Annotated in this window: 13 protein-coding genes; 10 read left to right on the top strand and 3 right to left on the bottom strand. The window is 69.4% G+C overall.

What is annotated here, in order from left to right:
* Together ACFWX1_RS09115 and ACFWX1_RS09120 are read right to left on the bottom strand one after the other, a co-directional pair.
* Positions 1 to 1,380, bottom strand: a complete 1,380-nt coding sequence (locus tag ACFWX1_RS09115; protein WP_378385458.1) for a glycosyltransferase — start codon at positions 1,378 to 1,380, stop codon at positions 1 to 3.
* Complete coding sequence (locus ACFWX1_RS09120; RefSeq protein WP_378385460.1) at positions 1,377 to 2,789, bottom strand: alpha-amylase family glycosyl hydrolase; 1,413 nt, start codon at positions 2,787 to 2,789, stop codon at positions 1,377 to 1,379. The genes ACFWX1_RS09115 and ACFWX1_RS09120 overlap by 4 nt, the downstream gene beginning before the upstream one ends.
* A gap of 576 nt (positions 2,790 to 3,365) precedes the next feature.
* Here ACFWX1_RS09120 and ACFWX1_RS09125 point away from each other — a divergent pair.
* The 9 genes from ACFWX1_RS09125 to ACFWX1_RS09165 all read left to right on the top strand — a co-directional run bounded on the left by ACFWX1_RS09125 (position 3,366) and on the right by ACFWX1_RS09165 (position 16,608).
* The gene (locus tag ACFWX1_RS09125; protein WP_378385462.1) at positions 3,366 to 4,397 is read left to right on the top strand and encodes a pyridoxal-phosphate dependent enzyme; all 1,032 of its coding nucleotides are present in this window, start codon (positions 3,366 to 3,368) and stop codon (positions 4,395 to 4,397) included.
* Positions 4,398 to 4,408: 11 nt separating this feature from the next.
* Positions 4,409 to 5,629 (top strand): MFS transporter, encoded by a 1,221-nt coding sequence (locus tag ACFWX1_RS09130; RefSeq protein WP_378385464.1) that lies wholly within the window; start codon positions 4,409 to 4,411, stop codon positions 5,627 to 5,629.
* 36 nt (positions 5,630 to 5,665) lie between these two features.
* Positions 5,666 to 6,736, top strand: coding sequence for an ornithine cyclodeaminase family protein (locus ACFWX1_RS09135; protein ID WP_378385466.1), 1,071 nt, complete (start codon positions 5,666 to 5,668; stop codon positions 6,734 to 6,736).
* Between the two features lie 15 nt (positions 6,737 to 6,751).
* Positions 6,752 to 7,567, top strand: a complete 816-nt coding sequence (locus tag ACFWX1_RS09140; protein WP_378385468.1) for a class I SAM-dependent methyltransferase — start codon at positions 6,752 to 6,754, stop codon at positions 7,565 to 7,567.
* Positions 7,564 to 10,923, top strand: coding sequence for an amino acid adenylation domain-containing protein (locus ACFWX1_RS09145; RefSeq protein ID WP_378385470.1), 3,360 nt, complete (start codon positions 7,564 to 7,566; stop codon positions 10,921 to 10,923). The genes ACFWX1_RS09140 and ACFWX1_RS09145 overlap by 4 nt, the downstream gene beginning before the upstream one ends.
* Entirely contained in the window at positions 10,923 to 12,701 is a 1,779-nt protein-coding gene (locus tag ACFWX1_RS09150; protein ID WP_378385472.1) for an AMP-binding protein, read from the top strand. The genes ACFWX1_RS09145 and ACFWX1_RS09150 overlap by 1 nt, the downstream gene beginning before the upstream one ends.
* Before the next feature lie 38 nt (positions 12,702 to 12,739).
* Positions 12,740 to 14,269: a M20/M25/M40 family metallo-hydrolase gene (locus ACFWX1_RS09155; protein WP_378385474.1), complete on the top strand. Its 1,530-nt coding sequence runs from the start codon at positions 12,740 to 12,742 to the stop codon at positions 14,267 to 14,269.
* Entirely contained in the window at positions 14,266 to 15,678 is a 1,413-nt protein-coding gene (locus ACFWX1_RS09160) for a condensation domain-containing protein (RefSeq protein ID WP_378385476.1), read from the top strand. The genes ACFWX1_RS09155 and ACFWX1_RS09160 overlap by 4 nt, the downstream gene beginning before the upstream one ends.
* A 189-nt stretch (positions 15,679 to 15,867) precedes the next feature.
* Positions 15,868 to 16,608 (top strand): glycoside hydrolase family 75 protein, encoded by a 741-nt coding sequence (locus tag ACFWX1_RS09165; RefSeq protein WP_378385478.1) that lies wholly within the window; start codon positions 15,868 to 15,870, stop codon positions 16,606 to 16,608.
* A gap of 81 nt (positions 16,609 to 16,689) precedes the next feature.
* On the opposite strand, the gene ACFWX1_RS09170 is transcribed toward ACFWX1_RS09165, so the two are convergent.
* Positions 16,690 to 17,103 carry a nuclear transport factor 2 family protein gene (locus ACFWX1_RS09170; RefSeq protein ID WP_378385480.1) on the bottom strand — a complete coding sequence of 138 codons (414 nt, stop codon included), beginning with the start codon at positions 17,101 to 17,103 and terminating at the stop codon, positions 16,690 to 16,692.
* A gap of 352 nt (positions 17,104 to 17,455) precedes the next feature.
* Here ACFWX1_RS09170 and ACFWX1_RS09175 point away from each other — a divergent pair, with 352 nt between their 5' ends.
* On the top strand, positions 17,456 to 18,181 hold the full coding sequence (locus ACFWX1_RS09175; protein ID WP_378385481.1) for an alpha/beta fold hydrolase: 726 nt from the start codon (positions 17,456 to 17,458) through the stop codon (positions 18,179 to 18,181).
* The last annotated feature ends 215 nt before the right edge of the window (positions 18,182 to 18,396 follow it).

Consider the following 18,396-nt stretch of genomic DNA (forward strand, 5'->3'; position numbering starts at 1 on the left):
TCACGGCTCGGACACGGCGGCCAGGAACAGCCGTGCGTAGCGTTCGTGTTCCCGCGCGACCAGGAACGTGCGGTCGCAGTGCGCGCCCGCCGCGGTGGCCAGCGAGGTCGCGAGTCCCGGGTCGCCGAGCAACTCCCGCACCGCGGCGCCGAGGGCCCGCGCGTCCCGGGGCGGCACCAGCAATCCGTGCACGCGGTGCGTGATCTGCTCGACGATCCCGCCGACCGCCGAGGCCACCACGGGACGGCGTTTGTGCATCGCCTCGGTCACCGCCAGGCCGAAACCCTCCCTGAGGCTTTTCTGCACCAGCACGGTCGCGCGCCGCTGCACCGCGTTCACGATGCGGCCGTTGGCTTCCCGCGCGGACAACCGCAGGATGGCCAGATGAACCCGCCGGCGCACCGGCGGCGGCAGCCGGGCGTACGCGTCGAGCACGTCGGCCAGCACGGCCCGGTTCTCCAGATCGTCGGCGACTTCGTCCGGATCGGGCCCGGCCAGCACGAGGTGCGAGGGCCCGCCCGGAGCGATCTCCGCGGCGAACGCCTCCAGGACGCCACGCATGTCCTTGAGCGGATCCCATCGGGAGATCTGGGCGACGACCGGCGCGTCGGCGGGCAGGTGCTCGTCCTGCACGACACGCGCCGCAGTGGCCAGGTCGGCGATGGGCGGGCCGTTCTGTAGCCCGATGGCGCCGAGCACGGCCGAAATCTCGCCGGCGGGCATGGGGCGGCACCGAGGCGATCGGGGATCGATGGCGGGCGGGATGATGGCGACGGCACGGCCGGACAGGTGCGCCGGGACATAGCTCGGCGAGGTGAACACCAGCTGGTGCACGCCGTCGAGGAAAGGTGCGAGAAAACGCCAAGCCGACGCGGTACGCGCGGACTCCCGCCGTGTGCCGATGTGCGAACGCCAGATCACACGCATGCCCGCGTCGCGCAGTGCCGGTGCCAGGCCGAGGGTCTGCGGATCGTGCAGGACCACGAGATCCCCGCGGCCCGCCCGGCGCAGAACCGCAGCGGCGTGCTCGGCGGTGATCGCGGCGTAGTCCGCGCCGTCGGCGGGAGTCAGCGCCCGGCCGTTGCCCGGCATACCGTGCAGCAGGTGGTGCAGTTGCTTGGTCATGGTGAAGAACCCGGTCGGCGCCTGGGTCACCAGCCATCGGGAGCCGACGCCGGCGGCGGTGTGCTCCGGCACCGTCACGCGGATCAGCTCGGCGACACCGCCGCCCAGCGCGGTGGTGTTGACGTGCCAGACCTGCCTGCCGTCCAGTGCCCGCGCGGCGGCGGCGAGCGCCGGCGAGACGTCGTCCGGAGCGCGCGGGTCCAGGAGCTGTTCGGTGACCCCCGCCTCCGGTCCGGGATCGGCTCCGCGCGTCACCGGGTCACCCGCGCGGGTCCGGGACCGAGCGGCCGGGCGGGGCCGAAGTCCAGTTCGACGAGCGAGTCGCCGCGGGTGAAGGCCCAGTGGTGGCCGGACACCTCGCGCCGCCGGTACGGTCCGGTCAGCGTCTTCTTCGCGGCGATCAACCGGCGCGTGTGCTGGAGTGTCGAGTCCTGGTCGCGCCGCTGATCCGCGACATTGCGGAGCGGGGGATCGGCGAGCGGCAGCCACGGCCTGCCCGTGGTGAAACCGCCACCCGGGGCGTCGCACCACGGCATCGGAGCGCGGTACGTGTCGCGACACAGGCCGGTGGGGTCACGGATCCGCCGAGCGGGCATCGGGGTGTCCGCCAGGCCGATTTCGTCGCCCTGGTAAAGGACGCAGGCCCCGGGAAGGCCGAGCAGCATGCTCAGCGCGGTACGGATCAGTGGCTCGTTTTCGTCGCACCAGCGGGACGGGAACCGGGAAAAGTCGTGGCTGGACGCGAGCCAGACCGGTGTCTCGCCGTCCGGCACGGCCGCCAGCCATTCCTCGACCACGCGGCACAGTTCCCGCGGCTCGAACGGCGTGAACAGCAACTGGGGATATTGGGGAAGGTGCAATTCGTCCCCCGCGCCGTAATACGCGGCCAGTTCGCCTGCCTCGGGAACCCAGGTGGCGCCCATGAGCAGCCGGCACGGATCGTACTTCTCGGCGACCAGCCGCCAGCGCCGCAGCACGTCGTGCACCTGCGGCTGGTGGGCGCTCCGGACCGGGCGCTGCCCCCGGTTGCGATCCCACGGGTGATCGGCAGGGCCCGCCGGAGGATTGTCCCGCAACAGCTGGTCCTTGACGATCGCATAGCAGGCGTCGATCCGGAAACCCGCTATTCCCCGATCGAACCAGAACCCGAGTATCTCGTCGAAATGATCGCGGACTTCGGGATGCCACCAGTTGAGATCGGGTTGTTCCGGTAGATAACTGTGCAGGTAGTAGCGTCCTTCCTGCTCGTGAAAAGTCCAGGAAGGAATGTGGAACGTGCTCAGCCAGTTGTTGGGCCGGTCGCTCCAGACGTAGTACCGTTTCCGTGTTTCCGGGTCGCGAAACCAGGGATGCTCGATGCTCGTGTGGTTCGGCACGAGGTCGAGCAGCACGCGAATTCCCCGGTCGGCCGCTTCGGCCACCAACCGGTCGACATCGGCCAAGGTGCCGAGAACGGGATCGACGTCCAGATAGCCGGAGACGTCGTACCCCAGGTCGTGGCCGGGTGAGGTCATGATCGGGGTGAGCCAGACGGCGTCCACCCCCAGCCAGGACAGATAGTCGAGCCTGCCGACGATTCCCGGTATGTCGCCGATACCGTCGCCATTCGAATCGGCGAACGATCGTACATAGATCTCGTAAATGACCGCGTTGCGCCACCACACCGCGGAACCTCCTCGGTGAGCACGGGCGTTCATATCCATTCGAGGCGGCAATTCGAGATGTCCGCACTGTGCCGCGTCGTAGGATCATCCTCTCGCCGACAGTATCGACGCGCTGACCGGCCACACAAGTGGTGCTCCCCGATACTTCCCGGTTTACCCGGTTGGAGTAACGCCGCCCGTGCCCTGTCGGTGCCGGTGGGTAGCCGAGGCAGCGCTTACGCCGTCCGCAAATTGTCCTTTGTGGACAGATGGGTGCGCCGGAGATGACCGCACGGCAGGCGTTCGCCGGACCGTACGCGGCGCGATCGGGCGGCGGATCGGGCAGCCGACGGCGCGGATATCGACGATGATCTCTGCCGTGCTGCGCCGTTCGGTGCATTCTCGCCGATCGCGTTGACCGGTGCGGCCGGGCTGGGGCACAGTCGAAGACCGGAGGGTTCGCGCATGGTCACATGCCGGCCTGGGGGTCCCGTTCGTGCACGCACTGATCGCCGCCGTTCTGAAGGATTTCCTCGTCCTGCCGTTCGGCGACCGCGTGTCATGCGCGATCTCCGGGCTGGGCTGGGGGTGTAGACAATGGAAAGATCCTTGCTGCGGGTCGAGCGGGTTTTCGAAGGGGTCCTGCGCCGTACTCCGCTGCGTCGAATCGAAATGTCACTGCGGGGCCGTGCGGTCGGCTTTGGACTCAAGCTGGAAGAATGCGGTACTGCCGGGTCCGTCAAGACCCGTACCGCGGTGGGCTTGCTGAGCGACCTCCATCACGAACGCCCTCTCGTGCCGGGCACCGTGGTCGTCGAGTCGACCTCGGGAAACCTCGGCCTGGCCATGGCTCAGCTCCTCGCGGGTATCGGCTGCGGCTTTCTGGCCGTCGTGGATCTGAAGACTCCGCAGGCCACCCGGCAAGCGCTGCTCGAGCAGGGCGCCCGGCTCGTCGTCATGGACGAGCCCGACGAGCAGGGCGGCTACCTGGTGCGGAGACTCGAAGCCGTGCATCGCACTCTTGACGAGCACCCGGATTACCGCTGGCCGAACCAATACGAGAACCCGGCGAATCCCGAGGCGCATCGGAGCAGTACGGGGCCCGAGATCGCCGAACAGGCAGGTGCGGAGCTGGGTGCCGTCTACGTACCGGTGTCGACCGGGGGAACCTTGGCGGGAATCGCGGCCCACCTGCGCGCCCACCGTCCGGATGTCAGCTGTGTCGCCGTCGACGTCACCGGTTCGGCGGCACTGGGCGGCGCCGGCGGCAGGCGTCTCATTCCCGGGATCGGTGCGAGCAGGCGTTCCGTTTTCCTGCGCGGCGGCGAATACGACCACGCGGTGCGCGTGGATGACGCCGAGGCCATGGCGGTCTGTCGGATGGTCCGGGACGACCTCGGCCTCACCGTCGGCGGATCCACCGGGTGTGTCCTGCGTGCGCTGCTCGACGACGTCATCGCGGGGTCGGTCGCCGGTTTTCCCGTTTGCCTTGCCGCGGACGGCGGGGCCAAATACGCCGACACCATTTTCTCCGACGGCTGGGCGAGGGAACAGGGCATCCACGCGGAGATCGGCGCCGCGGTGCGCCGATGGCGCGCGGACGGGCTGTCCTTCAGGGTCTCGGGCTGAGTGCGGTTCGCATGATTGCCACGGGGGCTCGGATCAGATCTTATCTGCCGTCGATTCAAGTGCTGGCGATGGTGGAGTGGACGGGGACGGGGCTTTTCCTTGCTGTGTCGGCCATCTACTTCGTGAAGGTCGTCGGGTTGAGCACCGCTTCGGTGGGCGCCGGGATGAGTGTCGCGGGCGGGCTGGCGATGCTGGCAGCGGTTCCGGTCGCCCGGCTTTCGGAGCGCTTCGGTCCCCGCGCGCTGCTGGTCGTGCTCAACCTGTTGCGTGCCGTCGCGACCATCGCGTACCTCCGAGTCGACGGTTGGGGCAGCTTCGTGGTGATCACGGTGGTGATCGCGGTCACCGAACAGTCACTGCCGCCGCTGGTCCAGGCGTACGTCGGCAGCCGTGCCCAGCAGGATCTGCGCGGCAGGGTGATGGCCCTGCAACGCACGATCGTCAACGTGGGCATCAGCTTCGGCGGCCTGATCGCGGGCGTGGTGCTCGGTGCCGAGAGCCGTTCCGCCTTTTACTGGTTGCTGCTCGGCGGCGCGGTGGCCTATCTGATCGTCGCCCTTTTCCTGCTCGGTATGCGTGACGAGGGGCCGGAAGCGGAATCCCGGCCGGATATCGGTGCCCTGCTCACGGATCGCCGCTTGCTGGGCCTCACCGCCTACCACGCCGTGCTGTCGCTGTGGACACCCATTCTCAACGTCGCGTTTCCGCTCTGGCTGGTGACCCGCACCGACGTGTCCGACCGTTTCGTGGGCTTTCTCTATGCCGTGAACACCGTCGGCTGCATTGCTCTCCAGTACCCGTTGAACGGTTTGTACGGCACAGTCCGGCGTTCTTGGCTGGCCAGCGGTATCGCCGGTGGGCTGCTCGCCGTCTCGTGCGCCGGGTTCGCCGCGGCACCGGTGTTCCCGGCCGCCGGTGCGATAGCGATCTTCGCCGGCACGATCGTCGTACTGACCTTCGCCGAAGTATTGCAAGTAGGCGCCTCGTGGACGCTGTCGTACGAGTTCGCCCCGGACGACGCGCGCAGCGCCTACCTGGTGCTGTTCAACCTGGGGCGCACCACGGCCAACCGGGTGGCGGGCCCGTTGCTCATGACCGGAGTGGTCATCGCGCTCGGCGCGGCGGGCTGGACGGCGCTCGGCGTGGTCTTCGTCCTCACTTCGCTCGTCCCCGTCCTCGTGCTCCGCACCCAGCGAACCGGAAAGCGGCCCGTTGTGCGACCGGGCGGCTGAACCGTGTTCCCCGTCAGTCCTGGAGGTCTCGTCACTGTGGATTTCGAACGCCATCCCGAGCACGCGTTCCGCTACCTGACCCGGGCGGATGTCATCGAAGCCGTCCACGGTGTGGACATCGTCGAGACCGTGGCCGAAGCCGTTGTCCTGCATGGCGAAGGCCGGTCGATCCTCCCGGAAGAGGCCTATCTCGGCTGGACCACGTCCGACGGCGCCGCCGCCCGTTGCCTGGCCATGCCGGGAGCGCTCACCGCCGGTGCGCGACCGGTGATCGGGCTCAAGACGATCAACGCGAGCCTGGCGAACCCCGGCCGCGGCATTCCCCGTGCCCAGGGCGTCATCCTGCTCCTGGATCCGGACACAGCCCGGCCCGTCGCGATGATGGAGGCCGCGTACCTCAGCGCGATGCGGACCGCGGGCGTCACCGCCCTCGCCGTGCGGCACCTGGCCGCCGAGTCGCCCCGCACCCTTGCGCTGCTGGGCTGCGGCACGCTGGCGAAGGCGCACGCGTGGCTGCTTCTCGACGCGGTGCCCACGATCGACGCGATCGTCGTCTACGACACGACGCCGGGCCGGGCGCAGGTGTTCCGGGAGTTCGTCGCCGGGCTTCCCCGCGGAGACCGCGTCACCGTGAAGGCCGCGGACGGCCCGATGGAATGCGTGTCGGGGGCCGATCTCGTCGTCCCGGTGACGACCGTCGCGGAAGGGTACATCGAGCCGGAATGGCTGAAGCCCGGCGCGCTGGTCGCCCACGTCTCGCTCGACGACCTCACCGAAGCGGCCGTGCTGGCCGCGGATCTCCTCGTGGTGGACGACTGGGGCCTGGTGCGCGACGATCCCCGGCGGTTGCTCGGTCGCATGCACCGCGCGGGAACGCTGCTCGGCCCGGACGGCGAGCCGCGCGCCGGGGTGACCCCGCACCCGGATGCCCGCCGGGTCGACGCCTCACTGGGCGACGTCGTGACGGGGCGCCATCCCGGCCGGCGCAGCGATACCGACATCGTCGTCAGCAATCCCTTCGGCATGGCGGTTCTCGACATCGCCGTCGCCGACCGCGTTCGCGCACAGGCCGAGAGCGCGGGCATCGGCAGCCTGCTCGAACTCTGAAGGAGAGGAGACACCATGCCCGCCGATCAGGACATCCGGGAGGTCAATCGCACGATGTGGTCGTACGGCGAGTACCGCCACGTCGCTGACCTGCTCCGGCCAGGAGCCGTCGAACTGGTCGACCGGCTCGACCCCGAACCCGGCACACCTCACCTGGACGTGGCGACCGGCAACGGCAACGTCGCCCTCCTTTCGGCGCAGCGCGGGGCGCACGTCCAGGGGCTCGACCTGACCGACGAGTTCTTCCCGGACGCCCGCGAGCGCGCGGCGGCGGCCGGGGTCGAGATCGAGTTCCACCTTGGTGACGCGGAGGATCTCCCGTTCCCGGACGACTCGTTCTCGCTCGTCACTTCCACTTACGGTGTGCAGTTCGCCGGCAACCATGCCGCCGCGGCCGGCGAGCTGGCGCGCGTATGCCGCCCCGGGGGCCGGATCGGCATGTGCAACTGGACCAGTCGCAGTTGGACGGCGCACTTCCAGGAGATTCTCTCCGCCTATTTTCCTTTTCCCACTGGGCATCAGGGCCAGCCCATGCTCTGGGGCCGCGAGGATTACCTGCGCGACCTCTTCGGGGCGCGGTTCACGCTGGCCACCGAACGCCGCTGGCTGTGGTACCCGTTCCCGGAGGCCGAGGCCCTCGTCGCTTTCTTCGAGTCCTGTTTCGGCCCGTGCATCGCCGCACGCAACGCCATTTCCCCGCCCGGCCGATGGGCCGATCTGCGCGCCGAACTGGTGGAAATGACCGAGAGTTTCGTTACCACCGACGCCCGGGGCACCGGCGTGCCGGTCGAGTACCTGCTGGTGATCGCGGAGAAGGAGAGCCACCGATGACCGGACGACGCTCGGTCGCCGCGCCCACTGATTTCGCGCTGCTGCCCGTAGCCGAGGATCAGCGGCAGGAGGCGATCGCGAACGCCTTGTCCCGGGTCGAGCCGTACGACTGCACCGACGCGGTGATCACGCAGGTGATGCGGCACGCGACCCGGCGGCCCGAGCAGCCGGCCGTGGCGGAGGCGGGGCGCACCGTCGGCTACGGCGAACTCGCCGACCGGGCGCGGCGCGCGGCCGCGGCGCTCGCGGCCAAGGGGGTCGGCCCCGGTGAGGTCGTCGCCGTGGGTGGTGAGCGCGGAGCCGAGGTCGTGACGGCCTTTCTGGCCCTGGAACTGCTGGGCGCGGTGTACCTCCCGGTGGACACGGGATGGCCGGCTGCCCGAATCGAGGGCGTACTCGCCGACAGCGCGGCAACGCTCCTGATCACCACCGGGCGGACGGACAGCTGGGCACCGCTCCAGGCAGGTGCCGACGCGGCGAATTGCCCCACGACGTCGCTGCCCCTGGCCGAGAACGCGGCCTTCGCCGTGGCCCGGCCGTTGCCACCGGCTCCCGACGAGATCCGGTACGTCCTCTACACCTCGGGGTCCACCGGGCGGCCCAAGGGCGCGCTCGTCGAACACCAGGGGATGCTCAACCACCTGTGGGCGAAGGTCCAGGATCTCGGACTCGGCGCGGGCGACCGGCTCGCCCAGACCGCGCCGCTGGGTTTCGACATCTCGATCTGGCAGATGCTGGCCCCGCTCCTGGTGGGTGCCACGGTCCAGGTCTACGGCGACGACGAAGCCCGCGAAGGCGAGGTCCTGCTGGCCGCTGTCGCCGACCGCGGCACGACCGTCCTCGAGGTCGTCCCCACGCTGATCCGCCTGCTGCTGGACGCCCAGGACACCCGGGCGGAACCCGCGGACCTGGCGGGACTCCGGTGGCTGATCGCCACCGGCGAGGAACTTCCGCCTGCCTTGGCCGCTCGCTGGTTCGCCACGTTCCCGGCGATCGGCCTGCTGAACGCGTACGGGCCGACGGAGTGCTCCGACGACGTGACGCACGCGCGGCTGAGCCCGCCGGACTCCGAGGTGCGTCATCTGCCGATCGGCGGTCCCATCGGCAACGTCACGCTGTACGTCCTGCGTAAGGAAGGCAGCGCCTGGGCGGCTTGCCGTCGGGGCGAGGCAGGCGAACTGTTCGTCGGTGGCGTCGCCGTCGGCCGTGGTTATCTCGGTGATCCCCGGCGCACGGCCGGCAGTTTTTATCGTGATCCCTTCACCGGGCACGGCCGGGTCTACCGAACCGGCGACGCCGTGCGCGTGCTGCCGTCCGGGGAACTGGAGTATCTGGGCCGCGTCGACCGGCAGGTGAAGATCGGTGGTGTCCGGACGGAACCCGGCGAGATCGAGGCGGTCCTCGGCGCGCATCCGGCGGTGGCCGCGTGCGCGGTGACCGTGCACACCGCGGCGCCGGACCCCGCGCTCGTCGCCAGGGAGACGGGCCTGACGACCTCGGCCGGGCCGTCCCGCCTCGTCGCCTACGTGGTGCCCGCGCATACCCCGCTGTCTGCGGACCAGTTGCGTGCGTACCTCGCGGAGCGGCTGCCCACGGCCATGGTGCCGCGTGCGTTCGTGGAGCTCGCCGGCCTGCCGCTCACCCGCAATGGCAAGACGGACTACCCGGCCCTGCCCGCGCCGCCCCGCCGGGAACGGTCCGTGGACCGTTCCCTCAGTCCACCGAAGAACCCCACTGAGCAGCGCATCGCGGAAGTCGTGGCCGAACTGCTCGATGTCGACGCGGTCGGCCGGGACGACACGTTTCTCGCCCTGGGCGGCGATTCCCTCCTGGCGATGCGCCTGCTGTCCCGGCTGCGGTCCGACGGATCGACGGCCGTCCTGCGCGACGTCCTGAGCGACGGCAGTCCGGCCGCGCTCGCCGCCCTCGCCACCTCGGCTCCGGTCGTGCGCTCCGGCGCGGTACCGGAGCCGGCGGGGACGCGTACCCGGCCACTGACACCTCAGCAAGAAGGCGTGTACTTCCACTGGCGTCTCGACCCCGACAGCCCCTACTACAGCTACCAAGGTTCGCTTCTCCTCGACGGCCCGCTCGACCTGGACCGGCTCGGCCGGGCTTGGCGACTGCTGCTGCAGGAGAACCCGGTCCTGCTCGCCCGGTTCACCGAACAGGACGGCACACCGGTCCACATCTATCCACAGTGGACGGTGAGCCTTCCGGAAGCGGAGGACCTCAGGCACCTCGGCACCGAAGCGCGATACCGCGAGTACCGCGAGGCGGCCGCCACCGAGGCGGCTCGCCCGTTCGACCTGGCCGCGCAGCCGTGCCTGCGGGCCCGGCTGTTCGTCCTCGGCGACCAGCACCACCGGCTGCTGGTCACCATGCACGAGATCCTGCTGGACGGCTGGGGAGCCACGGTGCTCTTCCAAGACCTCGCCGAGCTGTACCGGGCTGCGGCCGACCCCGGCGCCGCCGCGAACCCGGAACGCGCCGCGCGCTATGACCACTACCTCGACTTCCACGACCGGCTCCTGCGTTCCCCGAGGATCGCCGAAGCCGGTGCCTACTGGAAGCGTCAGCTCGGCGGCGAACTGCCCGTGCTCGATGTGGCACAACGCAGCCGGCCGGCCCGGCCCACGTATCGAGGCCGGATCATCGAGGCCGTCATTCCTCGGGAACTGACCGCGACGTTGCGCGAAGCCGTGGCGAGCACGAGCCGCACTCCCTTCGTCTACCTCCTCGCCGCCTACGCACTGGCGCTGACGTACTACAGCGATGCCGGCGAAGTCGTGATCGGCGCCCCGATGGCCGGTCGCGACCGCCCGGAGCAGGCCGAGGTGCCCGCCTTCATGCTGTCGATGCTGCCCCTGCGCATCGCGGTCGACGCGGACATCGATCTCGGTGCCTTCACCGACCGGGTGCGCGAGGTGGTGCTGGACGGCTATGCCGCGGCCGACTATCCCTTCGGCTGGACGCTGCGAGATCTGCCCGCGGCGGCTCGGAGCGTCGCCACCACACCGGTGTTCCAGACCATGCTCAACATGCCCGCATACCCGGTCCGCCACACCACCGCGGCCGGGGTCCGGTTCCGGTTCGTGGAGCTGGACACCGGCTACACCAAGTACGACTGCGCGCTCTACGCCCAGCACCACGGACCGCAGGAATTCCTTCTGCAGTTCGCCTACCAGGACGAGTTGCTGTCCGCGGACGCGGCCCGCCGCGTGCTGGAGAGCGTGCTGATCGCCCTGCGCGCGCTTCTCGAAACGCCGCACGTCACGGTCCGGGCACTGGACCTGTTGCCCGACCCGGGACATCACCACCTCGTCACCGCTCTCGCCACGGGAGGCGTTCACTGATGCTGTCCGACACCACCGGATCCGCCACAACCGGCAACCGTGCCGCGGGTCTGGCGAGACTGTTCACCGACCGGGCAGCGCTCACTCCCGGCGCCGTCGCCGCGAAAAGCGGTGAGCGGGTCGTGACCTACCGGGAACTGGACGAGTGGAGCGGTCGCCTCGCGGCCCGGCTCGCCGACCGCGGTGTGGGCCCCGGCAGCCTCGTGGCCCTCGCGGTCGGCCGGGGACCGCTGGCGCTCGCCGGTGTGCTCGCGGTCCTGCGTACCGGCGGCGGCTACCTGGGGCTCGACCCGGCGATCCCGGCCCGCCGCCAGCGCCGGATGGTGGGGGAGACGGTTCCCGACTGCGTCCTCGCCGCGCCGGGACTGGACCAGTTCCCGATCCTCGACGCGCCCCGGGTGCGCCTGGAGGAGCTCGCGGACGGGCCGGTGCTCGCGCCCCGGGAGATCGACGACGCCGCCTCACAGGTGTTTCATGTCGTCTACACCTCCGGGACGACCGGAAACCCCAAAGGCGTGCGCATCAGCCGGCTCGCCGTCCTCAACCGCCTGCGGTGGATGTGGCGTGACCATCCCTTCCCGCCCGGCTCGGTGCTGGCGGTCCACAAGCCCGTTTCGCTGGTCGCTTCGCCATGGGAACTGCTCGGTGGCCTGCTGGCGGGTGTGCCGTCGGTCTACCTGAGCCAGGACGAGGTGCTGGACCCCGTGCTCCTCGCCGACGCGCTCGAACGGGACCGTCTCACGCATCTGTTCCTCACCCCGCACCTCATCGCCGGACTGGTCGACGAGGCAGGCCGCCGGGGCGGCCTGGCGCACCTGCCGACCCTCGTCACCAGCGGGGCGGACGCGTTGCCGGTGAACACCGTGCGGCGATTTCGCGAGGTCTTCCCCGGCACCACCCTGCTCAACCTCTACGGCATGACGGAAACGGCGTCGAACGTCGCGGCCTATGACACCTCCGCGCTCGAGGCGGACGCCGACCGGGTGCCGGTGGGCAGGCCGGTGGCGGGCGCGTCCATCACGGTGCACGACCGGTTCGGCAGGCGGCTGCCACCCGGAGTGGCCGGCGAGGTGTGGGTGGCGGGACCGCCGCTCGCGCTCGGCTACGTCAGCGATGGCGAGGGGGACCGGTTCGTCACCGGGGACGATGGTGTCCGGCGCTACCGGACGGGGGACCGGGGCCGGCTCACCGACGGCGGTGACCTGGAGATCGTCGGGCGGACCGACAACCAGGTGAAGATCCGCGGTTACCGGGTGGAACTCGAGGAAGTCGAGGCCACGCTGCGCGGGGCCCCGTCCGTCGCGGACGCGGGCGTCTACGTCTCCGGCGAACAGGGTGATCCTCGTCTGGTGGGATGTGTCACCGAAAACGAGGAAACCGATCCGCTGGTCCTGCGCGCTTACGTTCGGGACCGGTTGCCGGACTACATGCTGCCGGCCCGGATCGTCGTGCTGCCCGGTTTGCCGTTGGGCGCCAACGGAAAGCTCGACCGCGTCGCACTCGCCCGGCTCGCCGGCCGCGCCGCCAGGAACCGGAGCGAACGCCTCACGCCGTCCGGCGACACCGAGCGCACCGTGCTCGGGATCTGGGAGCAGCTGCTCGGTGCGGCCCCGGCCACGGCGGAGGACAACTTCTTCGAGGCAGGCGGTCACTCCCTGCTGGCCGTCCGGTTCGCCACCAAGCTGGAGAAGGCTTTCGGCCGCCGCATCGCCTTGCGCAAGCTGCTCGGCTCCTCGACATTCGCCGGGATCGTCAAGCTCGTTCAGCGGGTGGGCTGATCGGCTCACGGCCTCGAACTATCCAAAAAGGACGGATTATGACGAATCCACAGCAGCCGAGCGGCCTTTCCCGCCGGCGAGCGCTCGGCCTCGGCACCGTCACGGCCGGCGCGCTGCTCGGCGGGACCGGCCGCGGCGCCGCGGCGGAGAGCCCGGCTCTCACGGCGGCACCCGGTGGGCTGGATGCCACCGATCCCGTCGAACTGGCCCGCGCCATGGTCCGCCACGACACGTCCAACGTCGATGGTGCCGCCGTCACCCTTCCCTACGCTCTGATGCTGCGGGACCTGTGGCGGGCGGCCGGCGTCCCCGGCGAGATCATCCCCACGCCCACACCGGACAATGTCCACTTCGTAGCCAGGATCGCCGGACAGGGTTCCCGAGCGCCGCTGCTGTTCATGGGGCACTCCGATGTGGTGCCACCCGGCCCGCAACGATGGAGCGTGAATCCCTTCGGTGGTGAGCTGCGAGACGGCTGGCTCTACGGCCGGGGCGCGCTGGACATGAAGGGGACCAACGCGGTCTTCATGTCGGCCCTGCTCCGCCATGTTCGTGAGCGCGCCGTCTTCGACCGCGACATCGTCTTCCTCTCCGACTGCGACGAGGAAAACGGCCGGTACGGGGTGGCGTGGCTGGTCGATCACCACTACGACAAGATCGCCGCCGGGGTCGCCCTCACCGAAGGCGGCTGGTTTCTCGCCCAGCGCGATCAGCGGAGTCCGATGCTCGCGTCACTGACCTGCGCCGACCGCAGGGGTGTCTCGGTCGAGCTCGTCGCCGACCGGTTCGCCACCCACAGCTCCCGGCCCTACCCGGACCAGGCCGCTGTCCTGGTGGGACGCGCACTCGGCCGCCTCGACGACTTCCCCCGGCATGTCCGCCCCAACGCGCTGGGGCGAGCGTACTTCGCCGAGCTGGCCACGAGCACGCACGACGAGCACCTCGCGAGTGCCATCCGGGCGATGCTGAACGCCGAGGGCCAGGCCGGCCGCGATCGCGCGGGCGCGATGATCGTCGCGCGCAGTGACTACCCGTGGTTGCACGACGCTCTGCTCCGGACCACGGTGTCCGCGATGTCCACGACCGCCGGGGACTACGTCAGCGTCATACCCAGCCACGCCGCCGCCCAGCTCCGCATCGTGTTCCAGCCCGGCGGCGACAACCCTCGCGAGGTGATCGCCGCGCTGCGCCGCTTCCTCGACGGCTCGGGCGTGTCGGTCAACGTCCTGGGGGAGCCGGGGGCGACCGAGGAACAGACGCTCGCCCGGCTGGAGGCCGACCTCGCCGTGCCACCGTCCACAACGGACACCGACGTCTTCCGGATGTGGCGCGACGCGGTGCACGAGACCTACCCCGGCGCCGGTGCCGTGGCCACCCAGTTCGAGGCCAGGACGAGCGCGGGTCCCTTGCGGGCCAGGGGCATTCCCGTCTACGGGATCTATCCGCACCTCATCGACAACGAGAGCCTCAACCGGATGCACGGCACCGACGAACGGGTCGGCGCGGCCGCATTGCGCCAGGGCGCCGAGATGATCTACCGCATGCTGTCCGCGATGCGGGTCCGATGAGCACGCGACAGGGCGGCGAAGAAACCGCCTACCTGCTGCGCGGCGACCAGCTGGAACGATGGACCCAGGCGTCGCGCGGCGCCACCCGCAACGCGGACCAGATCTCCACCACCTACCTGCTCACGGGACCGCTCGACACGAGCGTCCTCCAGCGCGCCTTCTGCCTGTTGTCGAGCCGGCACGACGCCCTCCGGCTGCGCATCGTGAACGAGCACGGCGGGCCGAAGAGCGTGCTTCGCCCTGCTCCCGGACATTTTCCCCTTCCCGTCATCGATACGTCCAATGTGGACGAGGACGTCGCGGTGCCGATATGCGAGCTCTACCGGGCACGCGAAGCCGCGGTCCCGCTGGACCTGTCGGTGGACGCCCCGCTGCGCGCGATGCTGCTCCGCCTGGCACCGGACCGGCATGTGCTGCTGCTGACGGTGAGCCACCTTGTCGCCGACGGCTGGAGTTGCGGCGCGCTCGTCCGTGACCTGCAACGGTGTTACCGGCACGCGGCCGGCGGGCCCGTCCCGCGGCCGGTGGCGTCCTATGCCGAGTTCATCGCCGAGGACGCGGCAGACCGGACATCGACCACGGCACGGGAAGACCTCGCGTGGTGGTTGAACCACCTCGCCGGAGCTCCCTGGCGCGTGCCGCTCGCGCGTGCCGGCACGGACCGGGCCGACAACGGGTACGACACCTTCAACATCGAGTTCGTGCTTCCCGAGCATCTCGGCCGGGCGGCCCGCGCACTGGCCTCGGGCACCGGCGCCACTGTGTACTGCGTGTGCCTCACCGCGCTGGCGCTCTGTCTCGCCCAGTGGACCGGCAGGCGGGAGACGATGATCAACGCCACCTATGCCGGCCGCGACGAGGAGAAGTACGACGACACCGTCGGCCTGATGAGCAACCGGCTTCCCCTCCGCATCCCGGTGCGCCCCGGCGACACGGTCGCCGAACTGGTACGGGAAGTGGGGGAGATCGTGCTGGACGCGATGGAACACCGCCACGCTCCCTTCGACGCCGTGCTCCGGGCGTTGCGGGAACGCGGCGACAGCCCGGAACTCCAGACGACCCTCCAGCTCTACCCCCGAGCCATGTGCGAGGCACGCGCCCAGCGGCCGGGCGACCTCGACCTGCGCCTGCTCGATTTCCGCGCGGCCGGGCTGCACTACGACGTGGCGTTGTTCCTCGTCGAACCCGACGACGAGCCCTTCACCGGAGTCGCGACCCTGCGAACGCGCACCTTCGGCGTCGCGGACGCCCGCGAATTTCTCGCCCGCTATCAGCAGATCCTTGCCGACATCACGCGAGACGCGGACACCCCGGTCACCGAATTACTTCACCGCGTGCTCCCGGCCCGGCCCATCGGCACCGATCTGACCTGGCCGACCGGCCTCACCGACATCCCGTTCCCTCGATAGCGTTTTCCCGGCCCGCGTTCCGATCAGCGGGAGCCGTCCCGATGATCGGAATCCGGGGCAGCGAACGGGAATTTTCTCAAGGTGATCTCGTGACACGGGGCGGTACTGGGTGGTTCCATATGTTAGGAAGTTTTCCTAATGAATGCTGGAGGTCGCCCGGTCATGTCATCCCCCCGAAGGCGCTTCGCGGTGGTAGGCGCTGCTCTGGCGCTCGCCCTGCCGCTCGCTGTCCAGTCCGCCGACGCCGCCACGACGAACGCCGGCACCGCGGCGGCCCCGTCGTACACGCCCGCCCAGGTGCTGGCCGGCGTCAAGAAGAACAGCACGGACGCGAACAAGGTCAACAGCAAACCGCACATCAACACCATGACGCGGGCGAAGAACGTGAACGTGTACCAGGTGGCGAAGGGCGTCTACGCCTACGGTTCCGGCTTGGCGGTCGACACCGACGGCAGCGACCCCGACCCCGATCCCGACCACCAGGGCACCACGACGTTCAAGGACAGCGACGGCAAGTCCCTTGGCGCGCACCACGTGCCGTTCTACGTGCTCGGCGACGACTGCTACGACAAGAAGAGCCCCTGCCCGCACTTCTTCTACAAGGAGCACGGCATCAAGGGCAGGCAGTTCGCGCTGATGTTCTACAAGAGCAAGGTCATCGGCGCGATCTTCGGCGACACGCAGACCGCGAACGACCAGGACACTTCGGACAACGACTCCCGTGAACTGGGCGAAGCGTCGGTGAAGGCGGCGTCGCTGCTCGGCATCAACAGCAGCGGCACCGACGGCGGCGTCGACAACGGCGTGACCGTGGTGATCTTCTCCGGCTCGGACTGGGTCGTGAACGGTACCAACTCCACCCTGAACGCCAACACCCAGGCGATGGTCACCAAGGCGCTGGACAGCCTCGGCTCGAGCATGCACCTCTGATCCCCGGACCGGATCCACGGAGAACGCGATCGCCACCACGGACGCCGAAGGCGAAGCCGGGGGATCGCGTTCTCCATGCGGTCAGGCAGGTCTCATGGTCCGCATGGTGCGCTCGGTCTCCCAGAAGGCACGTACGGCCAGAATCTTGCCGGTCTCGTCGACCCGGTAGATGAACACACCCTCGGCGTCGATTACCCGGCTGTCGTTGAGGCTGCGGACCTTGCCGGTGAAGGCGATTTCGTTCCCGCAGGCGAAGGAGTCCTCGAACAGGAACTCGATCGACTCGTTGGGGGCGATGGCCTTGTCCCAGAACGCCGAAATGGCGTCGCGGCCCCGGTGCCCGTTGCCTTCGGGGTCGAAATCCGAAGGACCGACCGGGTCTTCGACGAGGGCGTCCACGGCGAACAGATCCAGCCAGGCCTCCTTGTCACGCGCCCGGACCGCGGCATGCAAGGCCTGGCTGGCGGTGCGCGCCGGATGAGTTGCGGCGGTCATCAAGTCTCCTGTTGTCGGGTATTTCATGATGAATCGGTGTGAAAGCCTGATATCCATGAACTGTAGAGCCGGGTAATGCGCGTCTCCATGCTCGAAATTGCCGTGTGTGAGGCAATAATTGCGGTATCGCGGCTCCTGCGTTCGGCCGGAGGGCATGTTCTCCATGGTGCGTGTTAGAGCTGTGCAACGGTAAGCGCCCGGAACCCGGGACCGCTCCCGGATAGCGGTACTACGGTCGGCCAGGTCCGGATTCGCCCGGCCCGGGGCGCAAGGGTGGCCGGCCGTCCTCGTCGGGGAATCGGGGTCCTGCCCTTTCGCGCCGTCCTGCACACCGACCGACGGAGGCACGATCATGATCACGTTCGTTCTCGTGCACGGTTCCTGGCACGACGGCTCGGCCTGGGACGGTGTTGTTCCCCGGCTGGAAGAACTCGGGCACGTCGCGTACAGCCCGACGATCGCCGGTCACGGCAAGGGAGTGGACAAAGCGGTCGGGCACGATGACTGCGTGCGGTCGATCCAGCGGTTCGTCGTCGACCACGATCTCGTGGACGTGGTGCTGGTCGGCCACAGCTTCGGCGGGACGGTGATCGCACGGGTCGCCGAGGAGATCCCGCGGCGGCTGCGTCGCCTGGTCTTCTGGAACGCCTTCGTGCCGCTGCCGGGTACCAGCGTCGACGACGATCTCCCGCCCCATTATCGCGAGTTGTTCGCACGCCTGGCCGGTGAGTCCGAAGACAACACGGTGATGTTGCCGTTCCCGATCTGGCGGGAAGCGTTCATCCAGGACGCCGACCTCGACCAGGCGACCGCTGCCTACCACCAGCTGTCACCGACGCCGTATCAGCCCTTCCTGGACCGGCTCGACCTGTCGAGGTTCTCCCGGCTGGAGATCGCCAAGAGCTACCTGAACTGCACCGGCGACACCGCGCTCCCGCCCGGCGAGTGGGGGTGGCACCCGCGGATGTCCGGGCGGCTCGGCCTGCACCGCCTGGTGCAGCTGCCCGGCAGCCACGAGGTCGTCTTCACCGACCCCCGGCTGCTCGCCGAGAAGATCGTGCACGCCGGAAGGGACTGACGCCAAGCGTTGGGGCGAGGTGAATTTCTTTGATGAGCAATCTTTTTCGCGTTCGGGGATAGGCTATCGTGTTTTCGGAGCGGAATTCTCCTTCATGCCCTTCGGCCGCGATCCGCTGTGTGAGCAGCTCGTGTCACGACTGGAGCATCCGGTCGACCCGGTTTCGGTGAACGGCGTGACGACAACGCCGAACTGTCAGCCAGACAGGTTTCCCG

It is taken from the genome of Amycolatopsis sp. NPDC059021, from assembly GCF_042739895.1.
In the GTDB taxonomy this organism is placed as follows: Bacteria; Actinomycetota; Actinomycetes; order Mycobacteriales; family Pseudonocardiaceae; genus Amycolatopsis.

Coding starts and splice junctions, on each gene's coding strand:
- ACFWX1_RS09125 (WP_378385462.1), top strand. CDS start 3,366: ATGGAAAGATCCTTGCTGCGGGTCGAGCGGGTTTTCGAAGGGGTCCTG.
- ACFWX1_RS09130 (WP_378385464.1), top strand. CDS start 4,409: ATGATTGCCACGGGGGCTCGGATCAGATCTTATCTGCCGTCGATTCAA.
- ACFWX1_RS09140 (WP_378385468.1), top strand. CDS start 6,752: ATGCCCGCCGATCAGGACATCCGGGAGGTCAATCGCACGATGTGGTCG.
- ACFWX1_RS09145 (WP_378385470.1), top strand. CDS start 7,564: ATGACCGGACGACGCTCGGTCGCCGCGCCCACTGATTTCGCGCTGCTG.
- ACFWX1_RS09150 (WP_378385472.1), top strand. CDS start 10,923: ATGCTGTCCGACACCACCGGATCCGCCACAACCGGCAACCGTGCCGCG.
- ACFWX1_RS09155 (WP_378385474.1), top strand. CDS start 12,740: ATGACGAATCCACAGCAGCCGAGCGGCCTTTCCCGCCGGCGAGCGCTC.
- ACFWX1_RS09160 (WP_378385476.1), top strand. CDS start 14,266: ATGAGCACGCGACAGGGCGGCGAAGAAACCGCCTACCTGCTGCGCGGC.
- ACFWX1_RS09170 (WP_378385480.1), bottom strand. CDS start 17,103: ATGACCGCCGCAACTCATCCGGCGCGCACCGCCAGCCAGGCCTTGCAT.
- ACFWX1_RS09175 (WP_378385481.1), top strand. CDS start 17,456: ATGATCACGTTCGTTCTCGTGCACGGTTCCTGGCACGACGGCTCGGCC.